Genomic DNA, 25,446 nt, shown 5'->3' with positions numbered 1-25,446 from the left:
GGACACCGAAGGACGTCGAACTAGCCGCATAACCCCAGCAACCCTGAACCACCCCAAACCCGCCAGGGGTGCCTTGACGAAAGACATAGAGGCACCCCCCAGCGACCGGCCCCACCCAGGATGCCCGCCCTCCCAGGACACGGGGCCCAAAAAGCCGGCTCCCAGGGGCGCGGCCCTCAGGGGCGCGGGGAACTGCGCGACCAGCCACGCACGGCCCGCACCCGAAGACGCCCCCAGGGCCCCAGTGCTTCAGTGCCCCCAAAGCATCCGGAACCCTTCAGAACCCCGAAACACCCCGGGCTCCGGGGCACCCAGGAGAACACCTCAAGGTACGGGGCACCCCGGAACCACCCCAGGCACGGGGGCACCCGGGGCACCCCCGAGCACCCCCGAGCTCACCGCAGGTGCCCCGTGTCGTTGAGCAGCCGTACCGACGCGTTGCCGTCGCCGTAGTACGCGACCTCCGAGATCGACGCCGCCGAGAGTTCCATCCGGAACAGAGACTCCGGGGGTGCCCCCAGCGCCAGCCTGACCAGGGTCTTGATGGGGGTCACATGGGTCACGGCGAGCACCGTGCGCCGGGGGTGCGCGGCGATCAGGCGGTCCCGGGCCGCGGCGACCCGGCGGGCCACCGCGGCGAAGCTCTCGCCGCCGCCCGTCGGGGCGGCCTTCGCGGAGGCCAGCCAGGCGTCGAGGTCGTCCGGGTGACGCTCACGCACCTCGGCGAAGGTGAGCCCCTCCCATGCACCGAAGTCCGTTTCGCGCAGGCCCTCTTCGATGTGGACGTCGAGCCCGAGGCGGCCGGCGACCGCGGCCGCGGTCTCACGGCACCGCCGCAGCGGGGACGAGACGACGACCTCGATGGTGCCGCGCTCGGCGAAGGCCGCGGCGGCGCGCTCGGCCTGGCCGCGCCCGACGGCCGAGAGTTCGGGATCGGTCCCGCCGCTGCCGGAGAACCGCTTGGCGGGCGTGAGCGCCGTCTCGCCGTGCCGCAGCAGGACGAACGTGGCAGGCGCTCCCAGATCGGCGGAGGTACCCCAGCCGACGCTCGGCGCGGCCTCAACCGGCTTGTCCGGTACGGGTGTTGAGGCCGGGGCCGCGCCGCCACGGCCCGGGCCGGGCACGACGACCGGAGCGGACCCGGCCGAAGTCGACGCGGCCCGAGTCGACCCGGCCGACGCGGCCCGAGTCGACCCGGCCGAGGCGGCCCGAGCCGACCCGGCCGAAACAGCCCCGGCCGTCGCAGCCGCCGCACCGGCCAACGCCGCCCGCGCCCGCGCCGCGCCCGCGGCCGCGTCACCGACCACCCGGGCCGCGCGTTCGTCCGGCGAGGCGGACAGGTCGGCCGTGGAGCGTGACGGCGACCAGCGCTCGCCCCGCTTGCCCGCGTCCATCGCCTCGTTGGCGAGCCGGTCCGCGTGCTTGTTGCGCTCGCGCGGGATCCACTCGTACGCCACCTGCGCGGGCGGCAGGATGCGCCCCGCCTCCGCCGCGAGCGGCCGCATGTCGGGGTGCTTGATCTTCCAGCGGCCCGACATCTGCTCGACGACCAGCTTGGAGTCCATGCGGACCCGGACCCGCGCCGCCGGGTCGAGTGCGCGCGCGGCGCGCAGCCCGGCGATGAGCCCCTTGTACTCGGCGACATTGTTCGTGGCGACACCGATGAACTCGGCGGCCTCGGCGAGCGTCTCGCCGGTCGCCGGGTCGAGGACGACCGCGCCGTAGCCGGCGGGACCCGGGTTGCCCCGGGAGCCGCCGTCGGCCTCGACGACGAACTCCCGTACCGCGTCAGGCACTTACAGACCCGATTCCGAGGTGCGCACCAGGATGCGGCGGCAGTTCTCGCAGCGCAGGACCGTGTCGGGGGAGGCGGCCTTGACCTCGTTGACCTCGGTGATGTTGAGCTCCAGGCGGCAGCCCTCGCAGCGGCGCTGGTAGAGGCGGGCCGCGCCGACGCCGCCCTGCTGGGCGCGCAGCTTGTCGTAGAGCTTGAGGAGGTCGGCCGGCACGGACCCGGCGACGATCTCGCGCTCCTTGGTCGCGGAGGCGATCTCGGCGTCGAGCCCGGCGAGCGCGGCGTCGCGGCGCGCGGTGGCGTCGTCGGTCTTGGCCTGCACGGAGGAGACCCGCTCGGTCAGTTCGGCAGCCCGCTCCTGGGCGGCCTCGCGGCGCTCCATGACTTCGAGGACGACGTCTTCGAGGTCGCCCTGGCGCTTGGCGAGCGAGACGATCTCGCGCTGGAGGCTCTCCAGGTCCTTCGGCGAGGAGACCGCGCCGGAGTCGAGGCGCTGCTGGTCACGGACGGCGCGCTGACGCACCTGGTCCACATCCTGCTCGGCCTTGGTCTGCTCGCGGGCGGTGTCGCTCTCCTCGGTCTGCGAGGCGACGAGGAGGTCGCGCAGCTGGGTGAGGTCCTTGGTGAGCGAGTCGATCTCGGCGTGCTCGGGCAGCGAGGTGCGCTTGTGCGCGAGCTGCGACAGGCGGACGTCCAGCGCCTGTACGTCGAGGAGGCGGATCTGGTCGGCGGGCGCGGCGTTCAGTTGGGGGCTCCATCAATAGAAGGGGAGGTGTGGTGGGCCGACCAGGGGTCGGTGACCGTCTTCGAGACGTGGACCCTCAGGTCCCAGCCGTGACGGTCGGAGATCTCGTCGAGCTGGGCGGCGGCCTGCTCGCACCAGGGCCATTCGGTGGCCCAGTGCGCGGCGTCGACCAGGCCGAGCGGAGAGTGCTGGGTGGCTTCGGAGACCGGGTGGTGGCGCAGGTCGGCGGTGAGGAAGGCGTCGGCTCCCGAGGCGCGTACGGCGTCGAAGAGGCTGTCGCCGGAGCCCCCGCTGACCGCGACGGTCGTCACGAGCGCGTCGGGGTCGCCGGCGACGCGGATGCCCTGCGAGGTGGCGGGGAGCCGGGCGGCGGCGCGGGCGGCGAACGCGCCGAGCGTCATCGGGGGCTCCACCGCGCAGACGCGGCCGAGGCCCCGGCGGCCGGCCGGGTCGGTGGCGTCGGGCACGAGGGGGCCGATGACGCGGACGTCGAGGGCGCCGGCCAGGGCATCGCTGACGCCCGGGTCGGCGGTGTCGGCGTTGGTGTGCGCGACATGCAGGGCGATGTCGTGCTTGATCAGGGTGTGCACCACACGGCCCTTGAAGTGGCCGGCGGCGACCGTGGTGGTGCCGCGCAGATAGAGCGGGTGGTGGGCGACGACGAGGTCGGCGCCGAGCGTGACGGCCTCGTCCACGATGTCCTGGACGGGGTCGACGGCGAACAGGACCCGGCGCACCTCGGCGTCGGGGTCGCCGCAGACGGTGCCGACGGCGTCCCACCCCTCGGCCCGCTCGGGCGGCCAGAGGGCGTCGAGCGCGGCGATGACTTCAGACAGACGGGGCACGCAGACAGGTTACCTGCGCCGCGCGCCCCGCCGGTCGGCCGCCGGTGGCTCACGTCGCCCCGCCCCGGGCCGGGGGCCGAGGGCGCCCGGCCCGGCAGGCCGAGGTACGCCTCGCCTCACACAAATCGTTCCTGCACATCGGTCCTGCCCCTGGTGGGCGAATCCGGCGACCGCCACCCATTGGTGTGAAGCGCGTGGTCTCGTGTTGTCCGGCCGGAGCGGCGAAAACTAGCTTCGGTGGCCGGAGGTGACCCATCTGATGACGGCTTTGGCCATCGAGACCGCTGCCGAGGGCGGCGCGGTCAGGAGTGCGGGATTCGCCATCACGGCGGACGGTTCGTACGCCGCGAGGCTGGTGTGTGACGAGGGCGGCGGCGCGGCCTGGTTCCCCGAGCGCTGGACGCTCGACGGCCCCGAGCCGTACGCGGTGCCGCTCCCCGGCAACCAGCCGGAGGAGCCCGACGCCGGGGTGCTGCCCATGGCGGACGGCCGGGTGCTCATCCACCGCAGGATCGCCGACCGGCACTCCTTCGCCCTGCTCTACCCCACCGGGCCCGCCACCGGCGAGCTGCCGCTGGGCGCGGTCGACGCCGGTACGGACGACCTCACCCTGCTCCCGCCGTCCCCGGACGGCAGCTGCGCGTACGCCATCGCTGCGGGCCCGGACGGCACGGCGCTGTGGCTGGTGGCGGGCGGCGCGTTCGGCCCCGAGCTGGTCGCCCGGCTCCGGGGGCGCTGCTCGGGCGGGGTGTGGCTCGACCGCACCGGCCGGATGCTCGCCCTCGACCGGGAGCTGGACGGCCGCACCAAGGCGGTCGTCGTCGACCTGGAGCGCGGCGGCGAGGTCACCGAGCTGCTCCAGATCACCGAGGACAGCGACGACCGGTTGCTGCTCGCCGACGCCGACAGCGGGCTCATCCTGATCCGCTCGGACGCCCCGGGTCACGACCGGCTCGGCTGGGGGGTGCTCGGCTCCGCGCTCCCGGTGCGCTTCCCCGAGTGCCTGCGCCTGGCCGACGCGGCGATCACGCCGTTCGCCGTACAGCCGGGCCAGGTTCTGATGCCGGAGTCCTGCGCGGTGGCCCTGCGCATCGACGCGGCGGCCGGCACGTGGGTCGGCGTGTGGCGCCCCGCGGGGCGCCACCTGCATCAACTGCCCGCGCCGCAAGGCTGGTTGGCGGGCAGCGGCCTGTGGACACCGGAAGGGGTGCTCCGGCTTCCGTATGCCACCGAGGCGAGCCCGTGCGCGGTGCACGAGCTGCCCGCGCCGCCCGACCCGGTGCCGGCGCCGCCGCCGGCCCCCGCGAAGCCGGCGGCGGCCAGACCGGTCCCGCTGGGTCAGGCACCTCTGACCGGCCGTCGGCCCGTGCCGGGTGATCGTTAGAATCGGCGGCCAGTACGAGAACGACTACGGGGTGACGACAGCTCATGTCCAACCAGACCGACATCCGTCCGCAGGAGACGGGGAACGACCATGCGGGGCGGCATCGGGGCGGGGCCGCTTCCACGGAGGATTCCGTGACGCCGCCCCACGGACGCCACCGCCGCGACGAAACCCCGCCCACCCCCGCCTGACCCCGGGGGTCCGCCCCAGACCCAGCCCCCCCCTGGGCACCCCGCCAAGGACAACCCACCCAGGGCCGCGGGGAACTGCGCGAGACGCGGGCACGTCCGCAGGTGACCGACGTCTTCAGGGGCGCGGGGAACTGCGCGACCAGCCACGCACGGCCCGCAGGCGAAAGCGGGTTCACGGGCAGGGGCACCGGCGCCCGCAGGCGCAAGCGGATTCAGGGGCCGGGTTCGAAAGCGGGCCCGGCCCCGGCGCGAGGCTCAGGCGCGCCGCAGCCCCAGCACCTCCGCCGCCGCGAACGTCTCCCCCTCGGGGCGGCCCGCGTAGTAGGGAGAGATCAGCTCGTCGAGCTCCTCGTAGGAGAAGACCTCCTTCGACGTGTCGAACTGCGCAGCCACCCGCGGCCGTTCGACGATCGCGACCATCCCCCCGTGGACCACGAGCAGCTGCCCGTTGACCCTCCCCGCCGCAGGCGAGGCCAGGTAGCCGACCAGCGGCGAGACGTGCTCCGGCGCCAGCGGGTCGAGCCGGCCCTCGGCCGGCTCCGCGAACCCCGCGAACACGTCCTCGGTCATCCGCGTGCGGGCCCGCGGGCAGATCGCGTTGGCCGTCACCCCGTACTTGGCGAGCGCGAGCGCCGTCGACGTGGTGAGGCCGACGATGCCTCCCTTCGCCGCCGCGTAGTTGGGCTGGCCCGCGGACCCGGCGAGGAAGGCCTCCGAGGAGGTGTTCACGATGCGGCCGTAGACCGGGCCGCCCGCCGCCTTGGAGCGCCCGCGCCAGTGCGCCGCCGCGAAGTGGGTCGTGTTGAAGTGCCCCTTGAGGTGCACATGGATCACCGAGTCCCACTCGGCCTCGCTCATCGAGAAGATCATCCGGTCCCGCAGGATGCCCGCGTTGTTGACCAGGATGTCGAGCTTGCCGTACGTGTCGATTGCCAACTGGACCAGTTCGCCTGCCTGTTGGTGGTCGGCCACGTCGCCGGTGTGCGCGGTGGCCCGGCCGCCCGCCGCCCTGATCTCCGCCGCGACCTCCTCGGCGGGGCCCTTCGAGGCCTGGCCGGAGCCGTCGCGGCCCGGCTGTCCGAAGTCGTTGACGACGACGGCCGCGCCGAGCCGGGCCAGTTCCAGCGCCTCGGCCCGGCCGAGCCCGCGCCCGGCGCCGGTGACGATCGCGGACAGACCTTCAAGTGGCAGTGCAGTCATGCCGGTTGAGTCCTCTCGCAGCAGTGGGGAGGGAGGGAACGCACGGCCCGGATCGGACACACGGGCCGGATCAGATCTCGATGCAGGTGCGCAGGGCCTCGCCACTGCGCATCTGATCGATCGCCTCGTTGATCCCGGCGAGCCGCACCCGGTGGGTGATCAGGCTCTCCAGGTCGATGCGGCCCGCCCGCCACAGCGCGATGGCCCGTTCGTAGGAGCGCAGCACATCGCCGCCGCCGTACATCGACGGCAGGATGCGCTTCTCGTCGAAGAACAGCTCGAACATGTTGACCTGGAAGAAGTCGTCCATGGCGCCGGCGCCGACCACGCACAGGGTGCCGCCGCGCCGGGTGTTCTCGTACGCGGTGCGGGCGGTCGCCGAGCGGCCGACCACCTCGAAGACGTAGTCGAACCCCTCACCCGCGGTGATCCGCTGCTTGGCGTCGGTGAACTCATCGGGCGACACCGCCTCCGTGGCGCCGAACCTGAGCGCCGCCTCGCGCCGGGACGCGACCGGGTCGACGGCGACGATCTGGGCCGCCCCCTGCACCCGCGCGCCCTGGATGGTGGAGATGCCGACGCCACCGCACCCGATGACGGCGACCGACGAACCCGCCTCCACCTTCGCGGTGTTGATGGCCGCGCCCAGGCCCGTGGTCACCCCGCAGCCGATGAGCGCGGCGATCTCGTACGGCACGTCGTCCGGGATCGGGACGGCGCAGCCGGCCGCGACCACGACCTCCTCGGCGAAGGTGCCGGTCCCCGCGAAGCCGAACACATCGCCGCCGGAGCGGCGGAAGTTGGGGGTGCCGGCGTTCATGAATCCGGCCAGGCAGAGCTGGGTCTGGCCGCGTTTGCAGGACGGGCAGGCCCCGCACGCGGGCAGCCAGCACATCAGGACCCGGTCGCCCTGCTTGAGGCCCGTCACGCCGTCGCCCACGTCGACGACCTCGCCCGCCCCCTCGTGCCCCGGCACGAACGGCGCGGGCTGCGGCAGGACGCCGCTCATCGCCGAGAGGTCGGAGTGGCACAGGCCGGTGGCGCGGACGCGGAGTTTGACCTTCCCCGGGCCGAAGCCGGTCGCCTCCATGTCGTCGACCACGTCGAGCTTGTCCTGGCCTATCTCGTGCAGTACGGCTGCGCGCATGGTGCGGCTCCCCTCGATCCCTTCACATACCGGGACAGGTGTTGGAACAAGTACCGGGACATAACGCTCAGTTGTGCTCTACGACCGTGTCCGAGAGGACCGGCGCGTCGTCCCGCTCGACGGCCGTCACCGACACCTGGACCCGGCCGGGCTCCGACCACATCCGGATGCGCAGGGTCTCGCCCGGGAAGACCACGCCGGTGAAGCGGGTGGCGTACGAGCGGACGCGGGTCACATCGCCGTCGAGCAGCGCGTCCACGACGGCCTTCAGCGTCATCCCGTACGTGCACAGGCCGTGCAGGATGGGCCGCTCGAAGCCGGCCAGTTTGGCGAAGTCGGGGTCGGCGTGGAGCGGGTTCCAGTCGCCGGACAGGCGGTAGAGCAGGGCCTGTTCCTCGCGGACGGGGCGCTCGACGACCTGGTCCGGGGCCCGGTCGGGCTGCTCGACGCGGGCCGAGGGCCCCCGGTCCCCGCCGAAGCCGCCCTCGCCGCGTACGAAGATCTGAGCGTCGCTGGTCCACAGCGGCCCGTCCGCGTCGGCGGCCTCGGTGCGCAGGACGAGGATGGCGGCCTTGCCCTTGTCGTGGACGGCGGCGACCCTGGAGGTCGAGGTGGCCTCGCCGCGTACCGGGATCGGCCGGTGCACGGTGATGGCCTGGCCGCCGTGGAGCACCGCCGCCAGGTCCACCTCGATGCCGGGGGCGGAGAGCCCGCCGACCACACCCATGCCCGCGCCCGCGACGGTCGCGAAGGAGGGCAGCACGTGCAGCCGGGACTCCAGGGTGTAGCGCAGCTCGTCGGGGTCGGTCGCCGGCACTCCGGCGCCGAGCCCCAGGTGGTAGAGCTGAATGTCCTTGTGGTCCCAGGTGATGGTGGTGGACCGGGGCTCGGCGGCGATCGCCTTCGCGGCATCAATGGGCATCGGGATGCTGCTCCTTGAGCGGTGTGCGGGCACGGGGAAAAGACCTCGGTGCGGCCGTCCGCACCGTCGGCCCCACCGAGGTCGTACTGGACCGGACGAAGCACCCGCTCCGGACCGGATCCGCTCGCCTGCCGGACCCGTTCTAGAACGCGTTCTAGGCCGATGGCCCCCAGGTATAGCGCACACCCCGGCGGTTGTGAAGGCTCCTGACGCTACGTCAGTTATGGCGCCGGGGCCGTCCGGTGCACCTTTCGGCGGGGGTGCCCCATGACATTTGTCCTGCCCGGCTCCGTACATGCGCATCTGGGGCGGGGCCCTGCCGCTCCGTAGCGTTCAGGGCATGACGCAGACGACGACACAGAGCGCCACCGCGGTCCGCTTCAGCGGGGTGGTGAAGTCCTACGGGGCGGTCCGGGCGGTGAACGGGGCCGAGCTGTCCATCGGGCGCGGCGAGACCGTGGCGCTGCTCGGCCGCAACGGGGCCGGCAAGTCCACCACCATCAGCCTCCTGCTCGGCCTGAACGAACCCGACGCCGGCGAGGTCCGGGTCTTCGACCGGACCCCGGAGCGCGCGGTGCGGGACGGTCTCGTCGGGGCGATGCTCCAGGAGGGCAGCCCCATCCCGCGGGTCACCGTGCGGGAGCTGGTGTTCTTCATCGGCAGCATGTACCCGAAGCCGATGCCGGTCGCCGAGGCCCTCGCGCTCGCCGGGCTCACCGAGTTCGCCGACCGCCGGGTCGACAAGCTCTCCGGCGGCCAGACCCAGCGGGTCCGGTTCGCGATGGCGCTCGCCGGCAACCCCGAACTGCTGCTGCTCGACGAGCCGACGGCCGCCCTCGACGTCGAGGCGCGCCGCGCGTTCTGGGAGTCGATGCGCACCTACGCCGACCGCGGCAACACGGTCATGTTCTCCACCCACTACCTCGAAGAGGCCGACGACAACGCGGACCGCATCGTCGTCATCGACCAGGGCCGGATCGTCGCGGACGGTCCCGGCGAGCAGATCAAGCGGGCGGCCGGCGGCAGCCTGGTCTCCTTCGACCTCGCGGGCACGTCGAGCGCCGGCCTGTCGCTGCTGCCGGGCGTCGTCACCGTCGAGATCCGCGGCGACCGGGCCCGGCTGCGCACCGACGACTCGGACGCCACCGTCGTCGCGCTCGCCGCCATGGGCGCCGTACGCCGTCTCGAAGTGGCCCCGGCCAGCCTCGAAGACGCCTTCCTCTCCCTCACCGCACGCGAAAGCGAGACCGTCTGATGTTCGAGTACATCAAGCTGGAGATGCGGCGCACGCTCCGTGACGCCTCCTTCGTGACCTTCGGCATCGGGATGCCCGTGCTGATGTATCTGCTCTTCACCAACATCGGCGGCGCGGGCAACGGCGACGACTGGAAGATCCAGTCGATGGTCGGCATGGCGGCCTACGGCGCGCTCGGCGCGGCCCTGGGCGTCGGGACCGGGGTCGCGTCCGACAAGTCGATCGGCTGGCTGCGGCAGATGCGGATCGCCCCGCTCACGCCGACGAAGGTGGTGACCGGCCGGGCGATCAGCGGCTCGGTGACCGTCCTGCCCGGCATCCTCGCCGTGTTCCTCTCCGGTGCGCTGATCAACGGGGTGCGTCTGGACGCCTGGCAGTGGGGCGCGCTCACGCTGCTGCTCTGGATCGGGGCGCTGCCCTTCACGATGCTGGGCCTCGGCAACGGCTACCGGCTCTCCGCGCAGGCCACCGGCGTCGTCAACGTGGCCTGTCTGATGGGCCTCGCCATCCTCGGCGGCCTGTGGTTCCCGGTCACCGCCTTCCCCGGCTGGCTGCGTACGATCGCCGAGTACACTCCGACCCACCGCTTCGCCGATCTCGGCTGGGCCACCTCGCAGGGCCACGCCCCGGGTGCGGCCACCATCGCGCTGATGGCGCTCTGGCTGGTGGCCTTCGGCGCGTACGCCGTGGTCTCCTACCGGCGGTCCGCACGGACCGCGTGAGCGCTGGTTCGCGTGAAGCCGGACCGCGCGAACGCCGGACCGCACGCACCGCGTGAGCGCCGGGATTGGGACCGGGGCCGGGACCGGGTGGAACTCATGAGCTGTCAGTACGGGGAGAACACGATGCCATCACTGCTGCCGAAGCTGCCCGCGCGGGGTGCGAAGGCCGACGAGTTTCCCGGTCCGCCCGCCAACGCCCACACCTTCCTGCCCTGGCTCCTGATGGGCACCGGCGCCGTCATCGACGTGGCCAAGGGCCAGGTGGCCCACCCGGTGCTCGGCGCCCTCGGCATCCTCGCCTTCGCCGTCCTGTACGCCCTGGTCGCCTTCCGTGCCTTCGACAAGCAGCGGCGCGAGGAGCAGGCGACCCTGGTCCTGCTCGGCGCCCAGGCCGCCGTCACCTACGCCCTGGGCCTCGGCTACGGCGGGAACTGGCTCCTCTTCTTCCCGCTGCTCTCCCTCACCTGCGGCGCGGTCCTGCGCGACAAGCGGCTCGGCGTCGTCATCATCGTGCTCGCGGGCTCGGTCGGCGTCATCTCCGGCATCAAGACCGGCGACCCGTGGTCCAACATGACCATCGCGTACGGGACGTTCCTGTCCGGCATGGTGATCGCCGCGCTCCTCTCGCTCTCCGAGACCGTCCGCGAACTGCGCGACACCCGGCAGGAGTTGGCGCGTACCGCCGTCGAGAAGGAGCGCCTGCGCTTCTCCCGCGATCTGCACGACCTGCTGGGCCACACCCTTTCGGTGATCGTGGTGAAGTCGGAGGCGGCCCGCCGGCTCGCGCCGCGCGATCTGGACGCGGCGCTCGGCCAGGTCGCCGACATCGAATCGGTCGGCCGTCAGGCGCTCACCGAGATCCGCGAGGCCGTCACCGGCTACCGCGAGGGGAGCCTCGCCACCGAACTCGACCGGGCCCGCTCGGCCCTCGGCGCCGCCGAAGTCGAGCCGCTGGTACACCAGTCGGCGCCTCCGCTGCCCGCGCAGGCCGAGGCGCTGCTCGGCTGGGTGGTGCGCGAGGCCGTCACCAACGTCGTACGCCACAGCGCCGCGACGCGCTGCGAGATCGTGATCGAGGGCACGCCGGAGCGGGTCATCCTGACGGTCACCGACAACGGCAAGGGCGCACCCGCCGCGCCCACCCCCGCCCCGCGGATCGGCGGCAACGGCCTGAAGGGCCTGACCGAACGCCTCGCCGCGGCGGGCGGCTCCCTGACGGCGGGCCCCGCGCCCCGCACCGGGTTCCAGGTCAGCGCCGAACTCCCGGTGGACCCGCAGGACACGGCGCTTGACGCCGAACTGAGCACGGCGCCCGCCCGGCCCTGACGCCCGGCCGGCCCTGACGTCCGCACGGATCGCTCCGGTGACTCAGCGGTGCAGGGTGGGCCGGTAGACCAGCTCCTGGATGCGGCCGTCGAGCGTGCGGCTCTGGAGCAGTTCGAGGTCGAAGTCGTCGGCGCCCCGGAAGATCGGAGCGTCTCCGGTCCGCCCCGTGATCACGGGGAAGAGCGTCACCTGGACCCGGTCGACCAGCCCGGCCGCCATCAGCGCCCGGTTCAGCGACAGGCTGCCGTGGGAACGCAGCGGCACCGGGGACTCCTTCTTCAGCCGGGCGACCGCCTCGACGGCGTCACCGCTCACCACGGTCGCGTCGGGCCAGTCCAGCGGCGCGCGCAGGGTGCTCGACACCACCGTCGCCGGCAGGCTCCGCATCCTGGCGACCCAGGGGTCGCGCACCCCGGACTCCTCGGTGCTCTCGGCCAGCATCCGCGCGAACTGCCGGTAGGTGGTGGCCCCGAAGACCATGCGCTGCTCCTCGCGGTACAGGGCGAGACGGTGATCGAGCAGCTCGGGCCCCTGCTTGCCCCAGTAGCCTCCCCAGCTGTCATCGGTGACGCCACCGAAGCCGTCCAGGCTGGAGAAGACGTCGAAGGTGTAGGTGGCGGTCATGGTGAGCTCCTCGGGTGCGGGGGATCCGTACACAGAGACAGACCGTGTAGTGCGACGGAACTCATCGCGGGCGCGCGGCGCCCTGGCCGTAGCCTGACCCCATGGACGAGATGCCCCAGGATCACCGACCCGCCCCATCCGTACGCGTACTCCTCGCCGAGGACCAGGGCATGATGCGTGGCGCGCTCGCGCTGCTGCTCGGGCTCGAGGAGGACATGGAGGTGGTCGCGCAGGTGTCGGCCGGCGACAAGATCGTGCCCGAGGCGCTGGTCTCGCGGCCCGACGTGGCGCTGCTCGACATCGAACTGCCGGGCAAGAGCGGCCTCGACGCGGCGGCGGAGCTGCGCGACGAGGTGCCGGACTGCCGGGTCCTGATCCTCACCACGTTCGGCCGGCCGGGTTATCTGCGCCGCGCGATGGAGGCGGGCGCGGCCGGGTTCCTCGTGAAGGACGGCCCGGTCGAGGATCTCGCCGAGGCGATCCGGCAGGTGCTGCGCGGCGAGACCGTCATCGACCCGGCGCTCGCGGCGGCCGCCCTCAGCGCCGGTCCGAGCCCGCTCACCGCGCGCGAACGCGACGTCCTGAACGCCTCGGTGGACGGGGCGACCGTCTCCGACATCGCGGGCAAGCTGCACCTGTCGGAGTCGACGGTCCGCAACTACCTGTCGTCCGCGATCGGCAAGACCAACACCCGCAACCGTATGGAGGCGGTACGGTCGGCCCGCCAGCAGGGCTGGCTGTAGCGGACCGGCGGGCCCCGGCGGAGGCGCCGACGGTGTCCAGCCGCCGCGCCCCCGCCGGGGGCCCGCCGCGGCCCATGCCGCGCGTCCACCTCAGCCGCGTACGGCCCGCCGCGCCGCCCGCGCCGGGCGTCCCTCAGCCGCGTACGGCCGCCCGCGCTGTCCGGGCCGCCCGGGGCAGCCACACCAGCGCGAGGACCACGCTGCCGAGCAGGACGAAACCGCCGACGCGGAACGCGAGGGCGTACCCGGCGGTGAGGTTCTCGGCGCTCTGGACCACCCCGGTCCTGGACGCGGCGACCGTGGACAGGACGGCCAGGCCCAGCGCCCCGCCCATCGTCCTGGAGGTGTTGATCAGGCCGGAGACCAGCCCCGCCTCGCCCGGCTCCGCCCCCGAAGTGGCCAGTGCGGCAAGGGGAGTTGTGGCAAGTCCCGCGCCGGTCATCATGAGGATGCCGGGTACCAGGATGGCCAGCCAGTACGGATCGTCCGCCCGCATCGTGGACTGCCAGCCGAACCCGGCCGCCGTCACCAGCATGCCGAGCACCGTCAGGTTCCGCGCGCCGGTCCTCGGCATGATGCGCGGCGCGAGCTTCGAGCCGAGGACAACGCTGAGCGAGCTGGGGATGAGGGCGAGGCCCGCGCCGAGCGGGGTGTAGCCGAGCACGTTCTGGGCGTACAGGGTCATGAAGAACCAGGTGCAGAACATTGCCGAGCCGCACACGAACATCACGGCGTTGGCGGCGGACACCCCCCGCAGCCGGAAGAGCCGCAGCGGCATAAGGGGCGCGGCGGTCCGGGCCTCGACGACGAGGAACGCGAGCAGCAGGGCGAGCCCGCCGACGAGCGGCACCAGCGTCGCTGGGGCGCCCCAGCCCGACTCCTCCGTCTGCACGATGCCGTACGAGAGCGTCGCGAGCCCGGCCGTGACGAGGACGGCGCCAGGCAGGTCGAGCCGGTGGCGGACACCGGCCCGCGACTCGGTGATCCACAGCGCGGCGCCGAGGAGCACGAGTGCGCCGACCGGCACGTTGATGAGCAGCACCCAGCGCCACGACAGGGCGTCGGTGAGTACCCCGCCGACGAGTCCGCCCGCCGCGCCGCCGCCCGCGCCGACCGCCGCCCAGGTGCCGATCGCCCGGGTGCGGGCGGCGCCCTCGGGGACGGCGGCGGTCAGGATGGTGAGGGTGGCCGGCGCGAGGACCGCCGCCCCGAGCCCTTGGGCGGCCCGCGCGGCGAGCAGCTGCCAGCCTTCCTGGGCGAGGCCGCCACCGAGGCTGGCCGCGGTGAACAGGCCGAGGCCCACGAGGAACATCCGCTTGCGCCCGTACAGGTCGCCCGCGCGTCCGCCGAGCAGCATGAACCCGGCGAAGGCGATGGCGTACGCGTTGACCACCCATTGCAGTCCGCCCGCGCTCATGCCGAGGCCGGTGCGCATGGAGGGGAGGGCCACGTTGACGACGGAGACGTCGAGCACGACGAGGAACTGTCCCGCGCAGGCCGCGAGGACGACCGGCCAGGTGCGGGGGGTTCGGGTGGGGGCGGATATGTGGGTGTCAGTGGACGCGTGGGCCATGCGGGTCATGGTCGCACGGGGCGGGTGCCCGTTACACCCGCTTTCCCCGAGACCCCGGTTCCACCGTGACGGACGGATGCCGGGTGCCCTGCTTGGGCGGCGGGCCGCGACACAACTCACCGGCGCAGCACCGTCACCACCGCCGCGCCGCCCAGGCCTATGTTGTGGGCGAGCCCGACCCGCGCGCCCTCGACCTGCCGCGGCCCCGCCGCACCCCGCAGCTGCCACACCAGCTCCGCCGCCTGCGCGAGCCCCGTCGCGCCCAGCGGGTGGCCCTTCGAGATCAGGCCCCCGGAGGGGTTGACCACCCAGCGGCCGCCGTACGTCGTCGCGCCCGACTCGACGAGCTTGCCGGACTCCCCCACCCCGCACAATCCGAGCGCCTCGTAGGTGAGCAGCTCGTTGATCGAGAAGCAGTCGTGGAGCTCGATGACGTCGATGTCCTCGATGCCGAGCCCCGCGCGTTCGAGCGCCTGGCGGCCGGCCGCGCGGGACATCGGTGTCCCTACCGCGTCGATGCAGCTCCCCGACGCGAACGACTCCTCGGTGTCGGTCGCCATCGACTGGCCCGCGATCTCGATCGCCTTGTCCCGCAGGCCATGCCGGTCGGCGAACCGTTCCGAGACGACGACCGCCGCCGCGGCGCCGTCCGAGGTCGGTGAGCACTGGAGCTTGGTCAGCGGCCGGTGGATGGTCTTCGCCGCGAGGATCTCCTCCACCGAATAGGGCTCCTGGAACTGCGCGTTGGGGTTGTTCACCGAGTGGCGGTGGTTCTTGGCGCCCACCGCGGCGAGCTGCGCCGCGGTCGTCCCGTACCGCTCCATGTGTTCGCGCGCCGCGTTGCCGAAGATCTGCGCGGTGGGCGGCGTCATCTCGAAGCCGTGGCGCGCGGCCATGACGCCGTAGTGCCGGGCCACCGGGGAGGTCGCGAAGTCGCCGCCGTCCGAGCCGCCGCCGAGCGCGCCCCGCTTCATCTTCTCGAAGCCGAGCGCGAGGACGCAGTCGCTCGCGCCGCCCTCCACGAATTGCCGCGCCAGCATCAGCGCGCTCGACCCGGTCGCGCAGTTGTTGTTGACGTTGTAGACCGGTATGCCGGTCAACCCCAGTTCGTAGACAGCCCGTTGGCCTGCCGTGGAGGCCTGGAAGCAGTAGCCGACGGGGACCTGTTCCACCTGGTCGTAGGCGATACCGGCGTCGGCGAGCGCCGCGCCTCCCGCCTCCTTCACCATGTCCCAGTACTGCCAGTCCCGGGACTCCGGCTTCTCGAACCTGGTCATGCCGACACCGACGATGTAACTCTTCATCGCGTTCCTCATGGCATTTTTCACGACAACGGGACCCTTCAGGCTGGGGGCAGTCGGTCTCGGGAGGGCAGTCAGTCTCGGGGCAGGCCGAGGATGCGCTCGGCGACGACGTTGAGCTGGACCTGGGTGGTGCCGCCCGCGATGGTCAGGCAGCGCGCCATGAGGAAGCCGTGCATGGCCCGCTCGCCCGGGCCCTCGGCCGACGCGCCCTCGGGGCCGAGGAGTTCGAGGGCGAGTTCGGCGACCTTCTGCTGGTGCGGGGTCTGGATCAGCTTGCGCAGGCTGGCACCGGCGCCGGGCTCCAGGCCCGACACCTGCTGCATGGTGGTGCGGAGCCCGATGCAGGCCAGTGCGTGCGCCTCCGCGGCGAGCGCGCCGATCCGCAGCTGGTACGCCCCGTCGAGCTCCCCGGCGCGGGCGATCAGCGCTTCGAGGCCGGTGTCGAAGGCCACCTGGTCGGCCATGTGGACCCGTTCGTTGCCCAGGGTGTTGCGGGCGACCCGCCAGCCTCCGTTCACCTCGCCGACGACGGCGTCGGCGGGCAGCAGCGCGCCGTCGAAGTAGACCTCGTTGAAGAGGGAGTCCCCGGTGATCTCCTTCAAGGGGCGGATGTCGATGCCTTCGGCGCGCTTCATGTCGACGACGAAGTAGGTGAGCCCCTTGTGCTTGGGGGCGTCCGGGTCGGTGCGGGCGAGCAGGATGCCGTAGTCGGCCCATTGCGCGGCGCTCGTCCACACCTTCTGCCCGGTGACACGCCAGCCGCCGTCCGGGGTGCGCTCGGCCCTGGTGCGCAGCGAGGCGAGGTCGGAGCCGGCGCCGGGTTCGGAGAAGAGCTGGCACCACAGGAGTTCGCCGCGCAGGGTGGGGGCGAGGAAGCGGTCCTGCTGCGGCCCGGTGCCGTGGGCGAGGAGCGAGGGCACCACCCAGGTCGCGATGCCGAGATCGCTCACCTTGACTCCGGCGCGTCTCAACTCCTCCTGGATGACGATCTGTTGGACCGGGCCCGCGCCGAGTCCGTACGGCGCGGGCAGGTGCGGGGCCGCGTACCCGGTGGGAGCCAGGGCGCGCCGGGCCGCGCCGGGGTCGAGGCCCCGTACCCCTTCGGCGGCCGCGCGCGCCGCCGCGCGGTAATTCTCGGCCTCGGGCGGCAGCTCCATGCGCAGCTCCCGGCGGGCGCCGGCGGCGGCGAGGCGGGCGGCCCGCAGCCGGTGGGTGTCCCCGGCGCCCAGGAGCTGGCGCGCGACGAGGGCGCGGCGCAGATACAGATGGGCGTCGTGTTCCCAGGTGAAGCCGATGCCGCCGAGGATTTGGACGCAGTCCTTGGCGCAGGTGAACGCGGCGTCGAGGGCGGTGGCCGCGGCGAGCGAGGCGGCGAGGCCCCGCACCTCGGGGGGCTCGTCCATGGCGCGGGCCGCGTCCCACACCAGGGCGCGGGCCTGTTCGAGGCGTACGAGCATGTCGGCGCAGAGGTGTTTCACGGCCTGGAACTGTCCGATGGGCCGCCCGAACTGTTCGCGCACCTTGGCGTGGGCGACGGCGATCTCCAGGGCCCGGGCGGCGGTGCCGCAGGACTCGGCCGAGAACAGCAGGGCGGCGAGGTCATGGGCGAGGTCCGGGTCCACGTCGAGGATCCGGCCCGGCGGGGCCACGACGCGCTCGGCGCTCACCTCGGCGGTGGGCCGGGTGGGGTCGGCGCCGCGGTGCGCGGTGATCCGCAGGGCGTCGGCGTCCACCGCCAGCCACACCGTCCGGTCGCCGTCCTTCGCGGCGAGCACCACCAACTCGGCCTGGCCGGCGGCGAGTACGGGTGGCGCGACACCGTCGAGGAGCCGGCCGTCCTCGCGGCCGGCGGCGGTGAGGGCGCCCGCGGATGCCCCGCCCGCGCCGGGCGCCACAGCGGTGAGGGTGCCCGCGCCGAGCGCCACGGCGGCGGTCCTGCGCCCCTCGGCGAGGTCCCTGACGAGCACGTCGTGGCCCCCTGCCCTGCGGAGCAGTTCCGCGGCGAGCACCGTGGGCAGATACGGCCCGGGCAGCAGCGCGCGCCCGGCCTCCTCCAGGACGACGACGAGCTCGGGCAGCCCGCCCCCGCCGAACTCCTCGCCGAGATGGATGCCGAGCAGCCCCTGCTCCACGAGCCCGTCCCAGAACGGCGGCCGGACGCCGGCGGGCCCGGGGGAATCGAGGAGTTTGCGCACCTGGTCCACCGGCACGGCCCGCCCGAGATGGCCGCGTACCGCCGCGGCGAGCTCCCGCTGCTCCTGCGTGATCGCGATGCCCATGTACGCCCTCACCCGTCGGCCGGCCCCCGGAACGGCGCAAGAGTAGAACACGTTCCATTCTGACGGAAGGTCAGGTGGAGGTGACCTTGCGAATACGCCGGTCGCTGCCCGAGGCAGGGCGCGCGCCTCCGACACCCCGCGCAGTTCCCCGCGCCCCCAGGTGAGCTTCCCTTGACGTGGTGCCACACCTCGACCCGCCCGCGCAGTTCCCCGCGCCCCTGCCTACGCGGTGCCGGCCTGCGCGGACATCCTCACCCAGCCCACGCCCGCAACCACTCGGTGCCGGGCGGCATGGGCACAGCCAGCCCGTCCGGCGTTTGAGGACGAGCGCCCTTCAGGCGCGAACGGGGCCTGGGGCGGAGCCCCAGCAACCCCGCCCTTCGGATGCGGACCGTGCTGGGACACCCGCGCAGTTCCCCGCGCCCCTGCCTACGCGGTGCCGGCCTGCGCGGACATCCTCACCCAGCCCACGCCCGTAACCACTCGGTGCCGGGCGGCATGGGCACAGCCAGCCCGTCCGGCGTTTGAGGACGAGGGTCGTTCCAGGCCAAAACGGGGTCGGGGGCGGTGCCCCAGGAAGCCGCACCCCGGATCCACGCCCGCCCACGCCCGCCGCCCAGGCGTACGGCACCATGGACCGCCCACATACCTACGACCCAAAGGAGCCGGGCCGTGGCCTCTCCCAAGCCGCAGATCCTGGCCGCCTTCGAGGCGGCGAAGGGCTTCATGCCCGTACGGGAAGGACTGGCGCTGTACGAGGCGGCCGCCGCGGCGGGGGCGCTCGGGCTGCCGCTCCTGGAGGTCGGCACCTACTGCGGGCGTTCCACGATCCTGCTCGCGGAGGCCGCCCGCGAGACCGGCACGGTCGCGGTCACCGTCGACCACCACCGCGGCAGCGAGGAGCAGCAGCCGGGCTGGGAGTACCACGACCCGACGGTCGTCGACGCGGAGGTGGGGCGGATGGACACGCTGCCCACGTTCCGGCGGACCCTGCACGCCGCGGGCCTGGAGGACCACGTGATCGCGGTGGTCGGGCGTTCGCCGCAGGTGGCCCGGGTCTGGGGCGGGCGGCTCGGCTTCGTCTTCATCGACGGGGGCCACACCGACGAGCACGCCACCGCCGACTACGAGGGCTGGGCGTCGAAGCTCGCCGAGGGCGGCACGCTCGTCATCCACGACGTCTTCCCCGACCCGGTGGACGAGTTCACCGGCCAGGCCCCGTACCGCGTCTACCTGCGGGCCCTGGAGTCCGGCGCGTTCACCGAGGTCTCGGCGACCGACTCGCTGCGCGTGCTGCGCCGGACGTCCGCCGCGCTCTGACACCCGGGGCGCCCGGGTGGGCCCGGCGGCTCTGATACCCGGGGCGCCCAGGTGGCCCGGCGGCTCTGACACCCGGGGCGCCCAGGTGGCCCGGCGGCTCTGACACCCGGGGCGCCCGGGTGGGCCCGGCGGCTGGGCCAGGCGCGCTGCCGGGCGGCGCGGGTCGGGCACGATCCGAAAGGGACGGCCTAGCATCGCACCCGTGTCGTACGACAGCGAGTCATCGAATCCGGACAGCCGGTCGCGCCGCGGGCGCCGCCGGGCCCTCGTCACCCTCGCCGCCCTCGCGCCGGCCGTCCTCGCGGGCTGGCTGGTCTGGCAGGCGATGGGCAGCACCGGCGGGCAGGACGACAAGCCGCCCAAGGTGCTGCCCCTGCCCAGCCACGGCGCGCGGTCCTCGCTGCCCGGGGCCGACACCGCGACCCTGACGGCGTCGGGCACCCCGCGCTCCGCATCTCCCACGCCGCCGCAGGGCGGAACCGGCACCGGACCGCTCGCCGGAAAGACCGTCGTCATCGACCCGGGTCACAATCCGAATAATTTCCGGCATACACAAGAGATCAATGAGCCGGTGAACATCGGAACGAACGAGAAGGAATGCGACACCACCGGCACCGAGACCAACGACGGTTATACGGAAGCCGAGTTCACGCTGGATGTGTCGCACCGGATCAGGGCGATCCTCGAAAAGCAGGGCGCCAAGGTGATCTTCACCCAGAACGGCGACCGGACATTCGGGCCGTGTGTGGACGAGCGGGCCCGGATCGGTAATCAGGCGAAGGCGGACGCCGTCGTCTCGGTGCACGCGGACGGCGCGGCCCAGGGCCAGCGCGGCTTCCATGTGATCCTGCCCGCGAAGGTGAAGGGCGGCGCCGCCGACACCGCCCCGATCGTGGGGCCTTCGCGTGAACTCGGTGTGCGGATCGCGGGGAAGTTCGTCCAGGACACCGGCATGAACGCCTCGAACTACGTGGGCGACGGCACCGCCCTGGACATCCGCAGCGACCTCGGCGGGCTCAACCTGTCGACCGTTCCCAAGGTGTTCATCGAGTGCGGGAACATGCGCGATTCCCGGGATTCCGCGCTCCTCAAGAGTGCGGACTGGCACCAGAAGGCGGCCCAGGGCATCGCAGACGGCATTACGGCGTTCCTGGGCGGGTAGGCTCCCGACCCGCCGTACGGCCCACAGATCCAAGCGATAGATTCTCCGTAACAGGGGGAACCACCTAGAGCTTCACGCCGTGTGCACGTACACCGGCGGCAGCGATGACCGCCCCGACGAGACGACATAAAAGAGGACTTTTACGTGAACATCCGCTCCCTCACACGAGGCGACGGCGTGGTGATCGGTGCAGCGGTGGTGCTGTTCATCGCCTCGTTCCTGAATCTCACGTCCGCTCCGAGCTGCTCCGGGCAGTTCTGCCCGAGCATCGACGCGCCGAACGCCTGGGACTCGCTCTCGCTTCTGATGAGCATGTTCCTCGCGGGCATCATCGGTGCGGTGCTGGTCGTCGTCGGCCGTTCGCTGCCGCAGCCCAAGCAGATCGCGGGCCTCGACCTCACGCAGTTCGGTGTCGCGTTCACCGTCTTCGCCGCGTGGACCGCGTTCTGGACGATCATCGACGCGCACGGTTCGGGCGCCGGCATGATCCTCGGCCTCATCGCCGCGCTGGTCCTCGCCGCGGCCGCGGTCGCCTCGCCGCTGGTCGGCGCGCTCAAGGCGCCCCTGATGGGCACCCCGAGCCCCGCCGCCCCCGCGACCTACGGCTACCCGGGCGCGGCCCAGCCGGCCGGTGGCTACGGCTACCCCGGCGCCGCCCAGCAGCAGCCCTACGGCGCCCACCCCGGCGACCCGAGCCTCGGTGGCCAGCAGGCCGCCCAGGCCCAGCCGTTCGGCGCGCAGGCCCCGACGCCGGCCCCGGCCCCGGACGCGCACAAGGACAGCCAGGCGCAGGCCGCCCCGGCCGGCGACTTCGCCCCGTTCTGGTTCGCGGTCCCCGTCGCCCGCCCGCTGTACGCGGAGGACGGCTCGCCGACCCCGATCGCCGAACTCGCCCCGGGCACCTGGTACCTGGCGGTCGACCAGCGCGGTCCCGGCCTGGTCGCCCAGACGCAGGACGGCCGCCGCGGCGTCCTCCAGGACACCACGGGCATCCAGCGCGGCTGATCCGCCCGCACCGCTCCACGACGGCCCCCCGCCCCTTCCGGGCGGGGGGCCGTTGCCCTACAGTCCCCTGACGGCCCGTCAGATCTCGGCGGGCCATTCGGGACCAGTTCTCACCGGTTCTCCTGGAGGGGGCGGCACATGCGTCTGGGACTCGCACTCGGCTACTGGGGGCGCGGCCCCAACCCGGCCCATCTCGAACTGGCCCGTGCCGCCGAGGAGTTCGGCTACCACTCGGTGTGGACGGCGGAGGCCTGGGGCTCGGACGCCTTCACCCCGCTGACCTGGATCGCCGCGCACACCTCCCGCATCAGGCTCGGCACCGCCGTCGCACAGATGGCTGCCCGCACCCCCACCGCCACCGCCATGCACGCCCTCACCCTCGACCACCTCTCGGGCGGCCGGATGATGCTGGGCCTGGGGCTCTCGGGGCCGCAGGTCGTCGAGGGCTGGTACGGGCGGCCCTTCCCGTCGAGCCCGCTCACCGCGACCCGCGAGTACGTCGACGTCATCCGGCAAGTGCTGCGACGCGAGGGGCCGGTGGAGCTCGACGGCCGCTTCCACGCCCACCCCTACGGCGGCCCGGACGGTACCGGCCTCGGCAAACCCCTCAAGGCCATCACCCACCCCCTGCGCCCCGACATCCCCGTACTCCTGGGCGCCGAGGGACCCAAGAACATCGCGCAGACGACCCGCATCGCCGACGGCTGGCTCCCGCTGTACTGGTCGCCGACCCGCACCGATGCCTACGCCGCCTCCCTCACGGAGCTGCGCGAGGGGTTCCTGGTCGCCCCCCTGGTGCGCGCCCACCTCTGCGACGACGTCGCCGAAGGCCTGCTGCCGGTGAAGGCGATGCTGGGCTTCTACATCGGCGGCATGGGCCACGCGGCGCGCAACTTCCACGCCGACCTGATGGCGCGCATGGGGTACGAAGACGCGGCCCGGCGCGTTCAGGAGCTGTTCCTCGCGGGGCGCCGCGACGAGGCGGTCCTGGCCGTGCCGGACGCGTTCGCCGACGAGATCTCCCTGGTCGGCCCGCGTCAACGCATCGCGGAACGCCTGGAGTTGTGGCGCAAGGGCCCGGTGACGGACCTGTTGGTCACCTCACCGGACCCTGCGACGCTCCGCACGCTCGCGGAGCTCAACGCCTAGCAGCGCCGCTCAGCCGCAGCTCAGCCGCCGCTGAGCTGGCCCGCGGACGGCACCTGGTCCTTGACCGGCGCACCCGCCTTCTGACCCGCGCCCTTGACGTTGTTGATCACGTTCTCGAACATGCCGACATCGCTGTCGTTCGCGTCGCCCTTGCGCAGCTTGCCGCCCAGGTTCTTCAGCGAGTCGATGCCCGACGAGAGCGGCGCGATCGCCTTGGACAGCAGCGGATCACCCTTGGCGTTCTCGCTCGCCGCCTTCAGGCGGTTGTACGTGAACGCACCGGCCAGACCGGCCTTGACGAGCGCGAACGTACGGCCCTTCGCGCCCTTCTTGAACTTGCCCGCCTTGTACGGCTTGATGATCCACTGGTAGGCGGCGCCGGCCGCGAGTCCGGCGTTGGCGACGAAGCGGGTCTTGGTGAGCTTCTGCTTCTGCGCCGACGCGCTCGGCGACGGGGTGCTCTCGGCCGCGGTGAGCGCGGCGTTCTGGGTGGTGGACCGGGTGGACCTGGTCTCTCCTCCGCAGGCGGTCGTCGACACCAGGACGGCGCAGGACAGGACGACCGCCACGATTATGCGGCGGATGGGGAAGGTAGTGGGCACGATGACCTCCGGGGGATGTTCGGCCTCCCCGGCAGCCTCACCCGCCCCACCGCACTGCGCCACTCGGGCGACTCCGTACGGGTCGTCCTCTCGCGGCCACCCTGCGGGAGTCCTGCTCACGGCCTCCCTGGCCGCGGTCGCCCTGCCCGCGGAAGTCCTGGCCGCGGTCGCCCTGCCCGCGGGCGTCCTACCCGCAGCAGGAGGGCGCCAGGCCCCTGGGGAGCCGCTCCCCGCCGAAGACCGCGCCGGTTGCCTCGTCGCCGCCGAGCGCCGCCACCGCGAGCAGCAGCGAGCCGGCCGTCCACGTGGTGAGCTCCTCCGGCCACACCGCGCGGTCGCCCTCGAAGACGTACCCCGTCCAGTACATGCCCGACGCCTCGTCCCGCAGGTGCCCGATGGACTGGAGGATCTCCAGGGCCCGGTCCGACTCCCCCATCGCCCAGAGCGCGAGCGCCAGTTCACAGCTCTCACCTCCGGTGACCCACGGGTTGGGCAGCACACAGCGCACCCCGAGGCCCGGCACCACGAACGCGTCCCACATCGAGTCGATACGGGCCTTGGCGTCGGCACCGGTGAGGGCGCCGCCGAGGACGGGGTAGTACCAGTCCATGGAGTAGCGGGACTTGTCGAGGAAGCGCTCGGGGTGGCGCTGGATGGCATGGGCGAGCGCGCCGGTCGCCAACTCCCAGCCGGGCTGCGGCTCTTCGAGCTGCTCGGCGACGGCGAGCGCGCAGCGCAGCGCGTGGTGCACGGAGGAGCTTCCGGTGAGCAGCGCGTCGTTGACGGCGGTGCCGTCCTCCTCGCGCTTCCACCCGATCTGGCCGCCGCTCTGCTGGAGGGCGAGGACCCAGTCGACGGCGGCCCGGACGGCGGGCCACATCCGGTCGAGGAAGGTGTCGTCGCCGGTGGCGAGGTAGTGGTGCCAGACCCCGACGGCGATGTAGGCGACGAAATTGGACTCCTGGCCGTGGTCGGTGACCTTGGAGTGCTCGCCGTCGTGGTAGGCGGCGTACCAGGAGCCGTCCGCGTTCTGGTGGCGGACCAGCCACTCGTACGCCCGCTCGGCGGCGGCGTGTTCACCCGCCGCGTCCAGGGCCATCGCCGCCTCGGTGTGGTCCCACGGGTCGAGGTGGTGGCCGCGGAACCAGGGGATGGCGCCGTCGGCGCGCTGCGCGGCGAGCAGCGCCGCGACCGTCCGCCCGGCCTGCCCGGCGGTGAGCACCCCGGGCAGCACGAGGTGTTCGGTGCGCTCCGGAGAGGTCACTTGGCGACGCTCTTCTCGGCGGGCTTCTCGGCGTGCTTCTGTGCGGGCTTCTCCGCGAGCACGGGCAGGTGCGGCTTGGTCGCGTACGCCACGAAGCTCTTGCCGACGACCGGGTTGAGGGCCCGCTCGGCGAGGCGCGTCACGGTGCTGATGCCGGGCGTCTTCATGATGTCCCAGACCAGGAGCTGGTGGTACGCCTTGACGGGCAGCGCCTTGTCGTTGTCGACGCCGAAGGCGCACTTGAGCCACCAGTACGGCGAGTGCAGCGCGTGCGCGTGGTGGGACCCGTACGGCTTGAGGCCGGCCTGCTTCATCTTGCCGATGAGCTCGGTGGCCTTGTAGATGCGGATGTGGCCGCCCTCGACCTCGTGGTACGCGTCGGAGAGCGCCCAGCACACCTTCTCGGGCCCGTACCGGGGCACGGTCACCGCGATGCGTCCGCCGGGCCGCAGGACGCGGACCATCTCGGCGAGTACGCCCTTGTCGTCGGGGATGTGCTCCATCACCTCGGAGATGATCACCACGTCGAAGGACTCGTCGGGGAAGGGGAGGTTGAGCGCGTCGCCCTCCATGGCGGTGGCGGTGGCCCCCTCGGGCGCCTCGCCGGCCTCCTTCATCGCGGCGAACCACTTCGCGACCTCGCGGATCTCCTCGCCGTTCTGGTCGAGCGCCACGACCTGGGCGCCGCGCCGGTAGCACTCGAAGGCGTGCCGGCCCGCGCCGCAGCCCAGGTCGAGCACGCGGTCGCCCGGGGCGAGCGGGAAGCGGGAGAAGTCGACGGTCAGCACGGATGCCTGCTTTCGCGGACGGGGGGATGGGTTCGGCCGGGGTTTCGGGGGTGGTGCGTCGTCACCGGGCACCCCGCCGGAACGCACCGCGGCCGGGCGGC

General features: G+C 73.0%; 22 protein-coding genes. 9 read left to right on the top strand and 13 right to left on the bottom strand.

Annotated elements, in window-relative coordinates:
- Window positions 1–395: 395 nt before the first annotated feature.
- Genes AB0D31_RS26955 through AB0D31_RS26945 form a run of 3 tightly spaced genes read right to left on the bottom strand, consistent with a single transcriptional unit; the run spans window position 396 to window position 3,385 of the window.
- Window positions 396–1,796 carry a bifunctional RNase H/acid phosphatase gene (locus tag AB0D31_RS26955; RefSeq protein ID WP_362727811.1) on the bottom strand — a complete coding sequence of 467 codons (1,401 nt, stop codon included), beginning with the start codon at window positions 1,794–1,796 and terminating at the stop codon, window positions 396–398.
- Window positions 1,797–2,540 carry a C4-type zinc ribbon domain-containing protein gene (locus tag AB0D31_RS26950; protein WP_362727817.1) on the bottom strand — a complete coding sequence of 248 codons (744 nt, stop codon included), beginning with the start codon at window positions 2,538–2,540 and terminating at the stop codon, window positions 1,797–1,799. It abuts the gene before it with no gap.
- Entirely contained in the window at window positions 2,537–3,385 is an 849-nt protein-coding gene (locus tag AB0D31_RS26945) for a Nif3-like dinuclear metal center hexameric protein (protein ID WP_362727809.1), read from the bottom strand. Before AB0D31_RS26945 ends, AB0D31_RS26950 begins: the two co-directional genes overlap by 4 nt.
- Before the next feature lie 259 nt (window positions 3,386–3,644).
- Here AB0D31_RS26945 and AB0D31_RS26940 point away from each other — a divergent pair, with 259 nt between their 5' ends.
- A complete protein-coding gene (locus AB0D31_RS26940) occupies window positions 3,645–4,769 on the top strand; it encodes a hypothetical protein (protein WP_362727808.1) in 1,125 nt (374 codons plus the stop codon).
- 446 nt (window positions 4,770–5,215) lie between these two features.
- Here the strand turns inward: AB0D31_RS26940 and AB0D31_RS26935 are convergent, their stop codons facing one another.
- The 3 genes from AB0D31_RS26935 to AB0D31_RS26925 all read right to left on the bottom strand — a co-directional run bounded on the left by AB0D31_RS26935 (window position 5,216) and on the right by AB0D31_RS26925 (window position 8,229).
- Complete coding sequence (locus tag AB0D31_RS26935) at window positions 5,216–6,160, bottom strand: 3-oxoacyl-ACP reductase (protein ID WP_362727806.1); 945 nt, start codon at window positions 6,158–6,160, stop codon at window positions 5,216–5,218.
- Between the two features lie 70 nt (window positions 6,161–6,230).
- On the bottom strand, window positions 6,231–7,307 hold the full coding sequence (locus AB0D31_RS26930) for a Zn-dependent alcohol dehydrogenase (RefSeq protein WP_362727804.1): 1,077 nt from the start codon (window positions 7,305–7,307) through the stop codon (window positions 6,231–6,233).
- Window positions 7,308–7,374: 67 nt separating this feature from the next.
- Complete coding sequence (locus AB0D31_RS26925) at window positions 7,375–8,229, bottom strand: MaoC/PaaZ C-terminal domain-containing protein (RefSeq protein ID WP_362727802.1); 855 nt, start codon at window positions 8,227–8,229, stop codon at window positions 7,375–7,377.
- A 340-nt stretch (window positions 8,230–8,569) separates the two neighbouring features.
- Here AB0D31_RS26925 and AB0D31_RS26920 point away from each other — a divergent pair, with 340 nt between their 5' ends.
- The 3 genes from AB0D31_RS26920 to AB0D31_RS26910 all read left to right on the top strand — a co-directional run bounded on the left by AB0D31_RS26920 (window position 8,570) and on the right by AB0D31_RS26910 (window position 11,532).
- Window positions 8,570–9,484 carry an ABC transporter ATP-binding protein gene (locus AB0D31_RS26920; protein ID WP_362727801.1) on the top strand — a complete coding sequence of 305 codons (915 nt, stop codon included), beginning with the start codon at window positions 8,570–8,572 and terminating at the stop codon, window positions 9,482–9,484.
- Window positions 9,484–10,206: an ABC transporter permease gene (locus AB0D31_RS26915; protein WP_362727799.1), complete on the top strand. Its 723-nt coding sequence runs from the start codon at window positions 9,484–9,486 to the stop codon at window positions 10,204–10,206. The genes AB0D31_RS26920 and AB0D31_RS26915 overlap by 1 nt, the downstream gene beginning before the upstream one ends.
- A 123-nt stretch (window positions 10,207–10,329) precedes the next feature.
- Window positions 10,330–11,532, top strand: a complete 1,203-nt coding sequence (locus AB0D31_RS26910) for a sensor histidine kinase (protein WP_362727797.1) — start codon at window positions 10,330–10,332, stop codon at window positions 11,530–11,532.
- Between the two features lie 42 nt (window positions 11,533–11,574).
- Here AB0D31_RS26910 and AB0D31_RS26905 read toward each other — a convergent pair whose 3' ends face one another.
- Window positions 11,575–12,156, bottom strand: coding sequence for a dihydrofolate reductase family protein (locus AB0D31_RS26905; protein ID WP_362727795.1), 582 nt, complete (start codon window positions 12,154–12,156; stop codon window positions 11,575–11,577).
- 101 nt (window positions 12,157–12,257) lie between these two features.
- Here AB0D31_RS26905 and AB0D31_RS26900 point away from each other — a divergent pair, with 101 nt between their 5' ends.
- Window positions 12,258–12,899, top strand: a complete 642-nt coding sequence (locus tag AB0D31_RS26900) for a response regulator transcription factor (RefSeq protein WP_362727793.1) — start codon at window positions 12,258–12,260, stop codon at window positions 12,897–12,899.
- Between the two features lie 133 nt (window positions 12,900–13,032).
- Here the strand turns inward: AB0D31_RS26900 and AB0D31_RS26895 are convergent, their stop codons facing one another.
- The 3 genes from AB0D31_RS26895 to AB0D31_RS26885 form a co-directional block, all read right to left on the bottom strand.
- Window positions 13,033–14,472, bottom strand: coding sequence for an MFS transporter (locus AB0D31_RS26895; protein WP_362727791.1), 1,440 nt, complete (start codon window positions 14,470–14,472; stop codon window positions 13,033–13,035).
- Window positions 14,473–14,588: 116 nt separating this feature from the next.
- Window positions 14,589–15,776, bottom strand: a complete 1,188-nt coding sequence (locus AB0D31_RS26890) for a lipid-transfer protein (protein ID WP_362727790.1) — start codon at window positions 15,774–15,776, stop codon at window positions 14,589–14,591.
- A 71-nt stretch (window positions 15,777–15,847) separates the two neighbouring features.
- On the bottom strand, window positions 15,848–18,055 hold the full coding sequence (locus tag AB0D31_RS26885; protein ID WP_362727788.1) for an acyl-CoA dehydrogenase family protein: 2,208 nt from the start codon (window positions 18,053–18,055) through the stop codon (window positions 15,848–15,850).
- A gap of 726 nt (window positions 18,056–18,781) precedes the next feature.
- Between AB0D31_RS26885 and AB0D31_RS26880 the strand changes: the two genes are divergently transcribed.
- The 4 genes from AB0D31_RS26880 (at window position 18,782) to AB0D31_RS26865 (ending at window position 22,691) form a co-directional block, all read left to right on the top strand.
- The gene (locus AB0D31_RS26880; RefSeq protein WP_362727815.1) at window positions 18,782–19,375 is read left to right on the top strand and encodes a class I SAM-dependent methyltransferase; all 594 of its coding nucleotides are present in this window, start codon (window positions 18,782–18,784) and stop codon (window positions 19,373–19,375) included.
- Window positions 19,376–19,577: 202 nt separating this feature from the next.
- Window positions 19,578–20,537, top strand: a complete 960-nt coding sequence (locus AB0D31_RS26875) for an N-acetylmuramoyl-L-alanine amidase (protein ID WP_362727786.1) — start codon at window positions 19,578–19,580, stop codon at window positions 20,535–20,537.
- A 144-nt stretch (window positions 20,538–20,681) separates the two neighbouring features.
- Window positions 20,682–21,542 (top strand): hypothetical protein, encoded by an 861-nt coding sequence (locus tag AB0D31_RS26870; protein WP_362727784.1) that lies wholly within the window; start codon window positions 20,682–20,684, stop codon window positions 21,540–21,542.
- Between the two features lie 138 nt (window positions 21,543–21,680).
- Window positions 21,681–22,691 carry an LLM class F420-dependent oxidoreductase gene (locus AB0D31_RS26865; RefSeq protein ID WP_362727782.1) on the top strand — a complete coding sequence of 337 codons (1,011 nt, stop codon included), beginning with the start codon at window positions 21,681–21,683 and terminating at the stop codon, window positions 22,689–22,691.
- A gap of 20 nt (window positions 22,692–22,711) precedes the next feature.
- Here the strand turns inward: AB0D31_RS26865 and AB0D31_RS26860 are convergent, their stop codons facing one another.
- From AB0D31_RS26860 to AB0D31_RS26850, 3 genes are all read right to left on the bottom strand, one after another.
- Entirely contained in the window at window positions 22,712–23,293 is a 582-nt protein-coding gene (locus AB0D31_RS26860; RefSeq protein ID WP_362727781.1) for a hypothetical protein, read from the bottom strand.
- Window positions 23,294–23,480: 187 nt separating this feature from the next.
- Window positions 23,481–24,557 carry a prenyltransferase gene (locus AB0D31_RS26855; RefSeq protein WP_362727779.1) on the bottom strand — a complete coding sequence of 359 codons (1,077 nt, stop codon included), beginning with the start codon at window positions 24,555–24,557 and terminating at the stop codon, window positions 23,481–23,483.
- Window positions 24,554–25,345 carry a class I SAM-dependent methyltransferase gene (locus tag AB0D31_RS26850; protein WP_362727777.1) on the bottom strand — a complete coding sequence of 264 codons (792 nt, stop codon included), beginning with the start codon at window positions 25,343–25,345 and terminating at the stop codon, window positions 24,554–24,556. The genes AB0D31_RS26855 and AB0D31_RS26850 overlap by 4 nt, the downstream gene beginning before the upstream one ends.
- Window positions 25,346–25,446 lie beyond the last annotated feature (101 nt).

The sequence above is a fragment of the Streptomyces sp. NPDC048361 genome (genome assembly GCF_040651795.1).
Classification (GTDB): Bacteria; Actinomycetota; Actinomycetes; order Streptomycetales; family Streptomycetaceae; genus Streptomyces.
Note: the sequence above shows the minus strand (reverse complement) of the source record. Positions and strands in the feature narration are given on the sequence as shown.

Bases quoted from the DNA above. Each gene is read 5' to 3' on its own strand.
- AB0D31_RS26880 (WP_362727815.1), top strand. From the start codon at position 18,782: ATGCCCGTACGGGAAGGACTGGCGCTGTACGAGGCGGCCGCCGCGGCG.
- AB0D31_RS26900 (WP_362727793.1), top strand. From the start codon at position 12,258: ATGGACGAGATGCCCCAGGATCACCGACCCGCCCCATCCGTACGCGTA.
- AB0D31_RS26930 (WP_362727804.1), bottom strand. From the start codon at position 7,307: ATGCGCGCAGCCGTACTGCACGAGATAGGCCAGGACAAGCTCGACGTG.
- AB0D31_RS26885 (WP_362727788.1), bottom strand. From the start codon at position 18,055: ATGGGCATCGCGATCACGCAGGAGCAGCGGGAGCTCGCCGCGGCGGTA.
- AB0D31_RS26890 (WP_362727790.1), bottom strand. From the start codon at position 15,776: ATGAAGAGTTACATCGTCGGTGTCGGCATGACCAGGTTCGAGAAGCCG.
- AB0D31_RS26895 (WP_362727791.1), bottom strand. From the start codon at position 14,472: ATGGCCCACGCGTCCACTGACACCCACATATCCGCCCCCACCCGAACC.
- AB0D31_RS26940 (WP_362727808.1), top strand. From the start codon at position 3,645: ATGACGGCTTTGGCCATCGAGACCGCTGCCGAGGGCGGCGCGGTCAGG.
- AB0D31_RS26865 (WP_362727782.1), top strand. From the start codon at position 21,681: ATGCGTCTGGGACTCGCACTCGGCTACTGGGGGCGCGGCCCCAACCCG.
- AB0D31_RS26905 (WP_362727795.1), bottom strand. From the start codon at position 12,156: ATGACCGCCACCTACACCTTCGACGTCTTCTCCAGCCTGGACGGCTTC.
- AB0D31_RS26925 (WP_362727802.1), bottom strand. From the start codon at position 8,229: ATGCCCATTGATGCCGCGAAGGCGATCGCCGCCGAGCCCCGGTCCACC.
- AB0D31_RS26935 (WP_362727806.1), bottom strand. From the start codon at position 6,160: ATGACTGCACTGCCACTTGAAGGTCTGTCCGCGATCGTCACCGGCGCC.
- AB0D31_RS26910 (WP_362727797.1), top strand. From the start codon at position 10,330: ATGCCATCACTGCTGCCGAAGCTGCCCGCGCGGGGTGCGAAGGCCGAC.
- AB0D31_RS26920 (WP_362727801.1), top strand. From the start codon at position 8,570: ATGACGCAGACGACGACACAGAGCGCCACCGCGGTCCGCTTCAGCGGG.
- AB0D31_RS26915 (WP_362727799.1), top strand. From the start codon at position 9,484: ATGTTCGAGTACATCAAGCTGGAGATGCGGCGCACGCTCCGTGACGCC.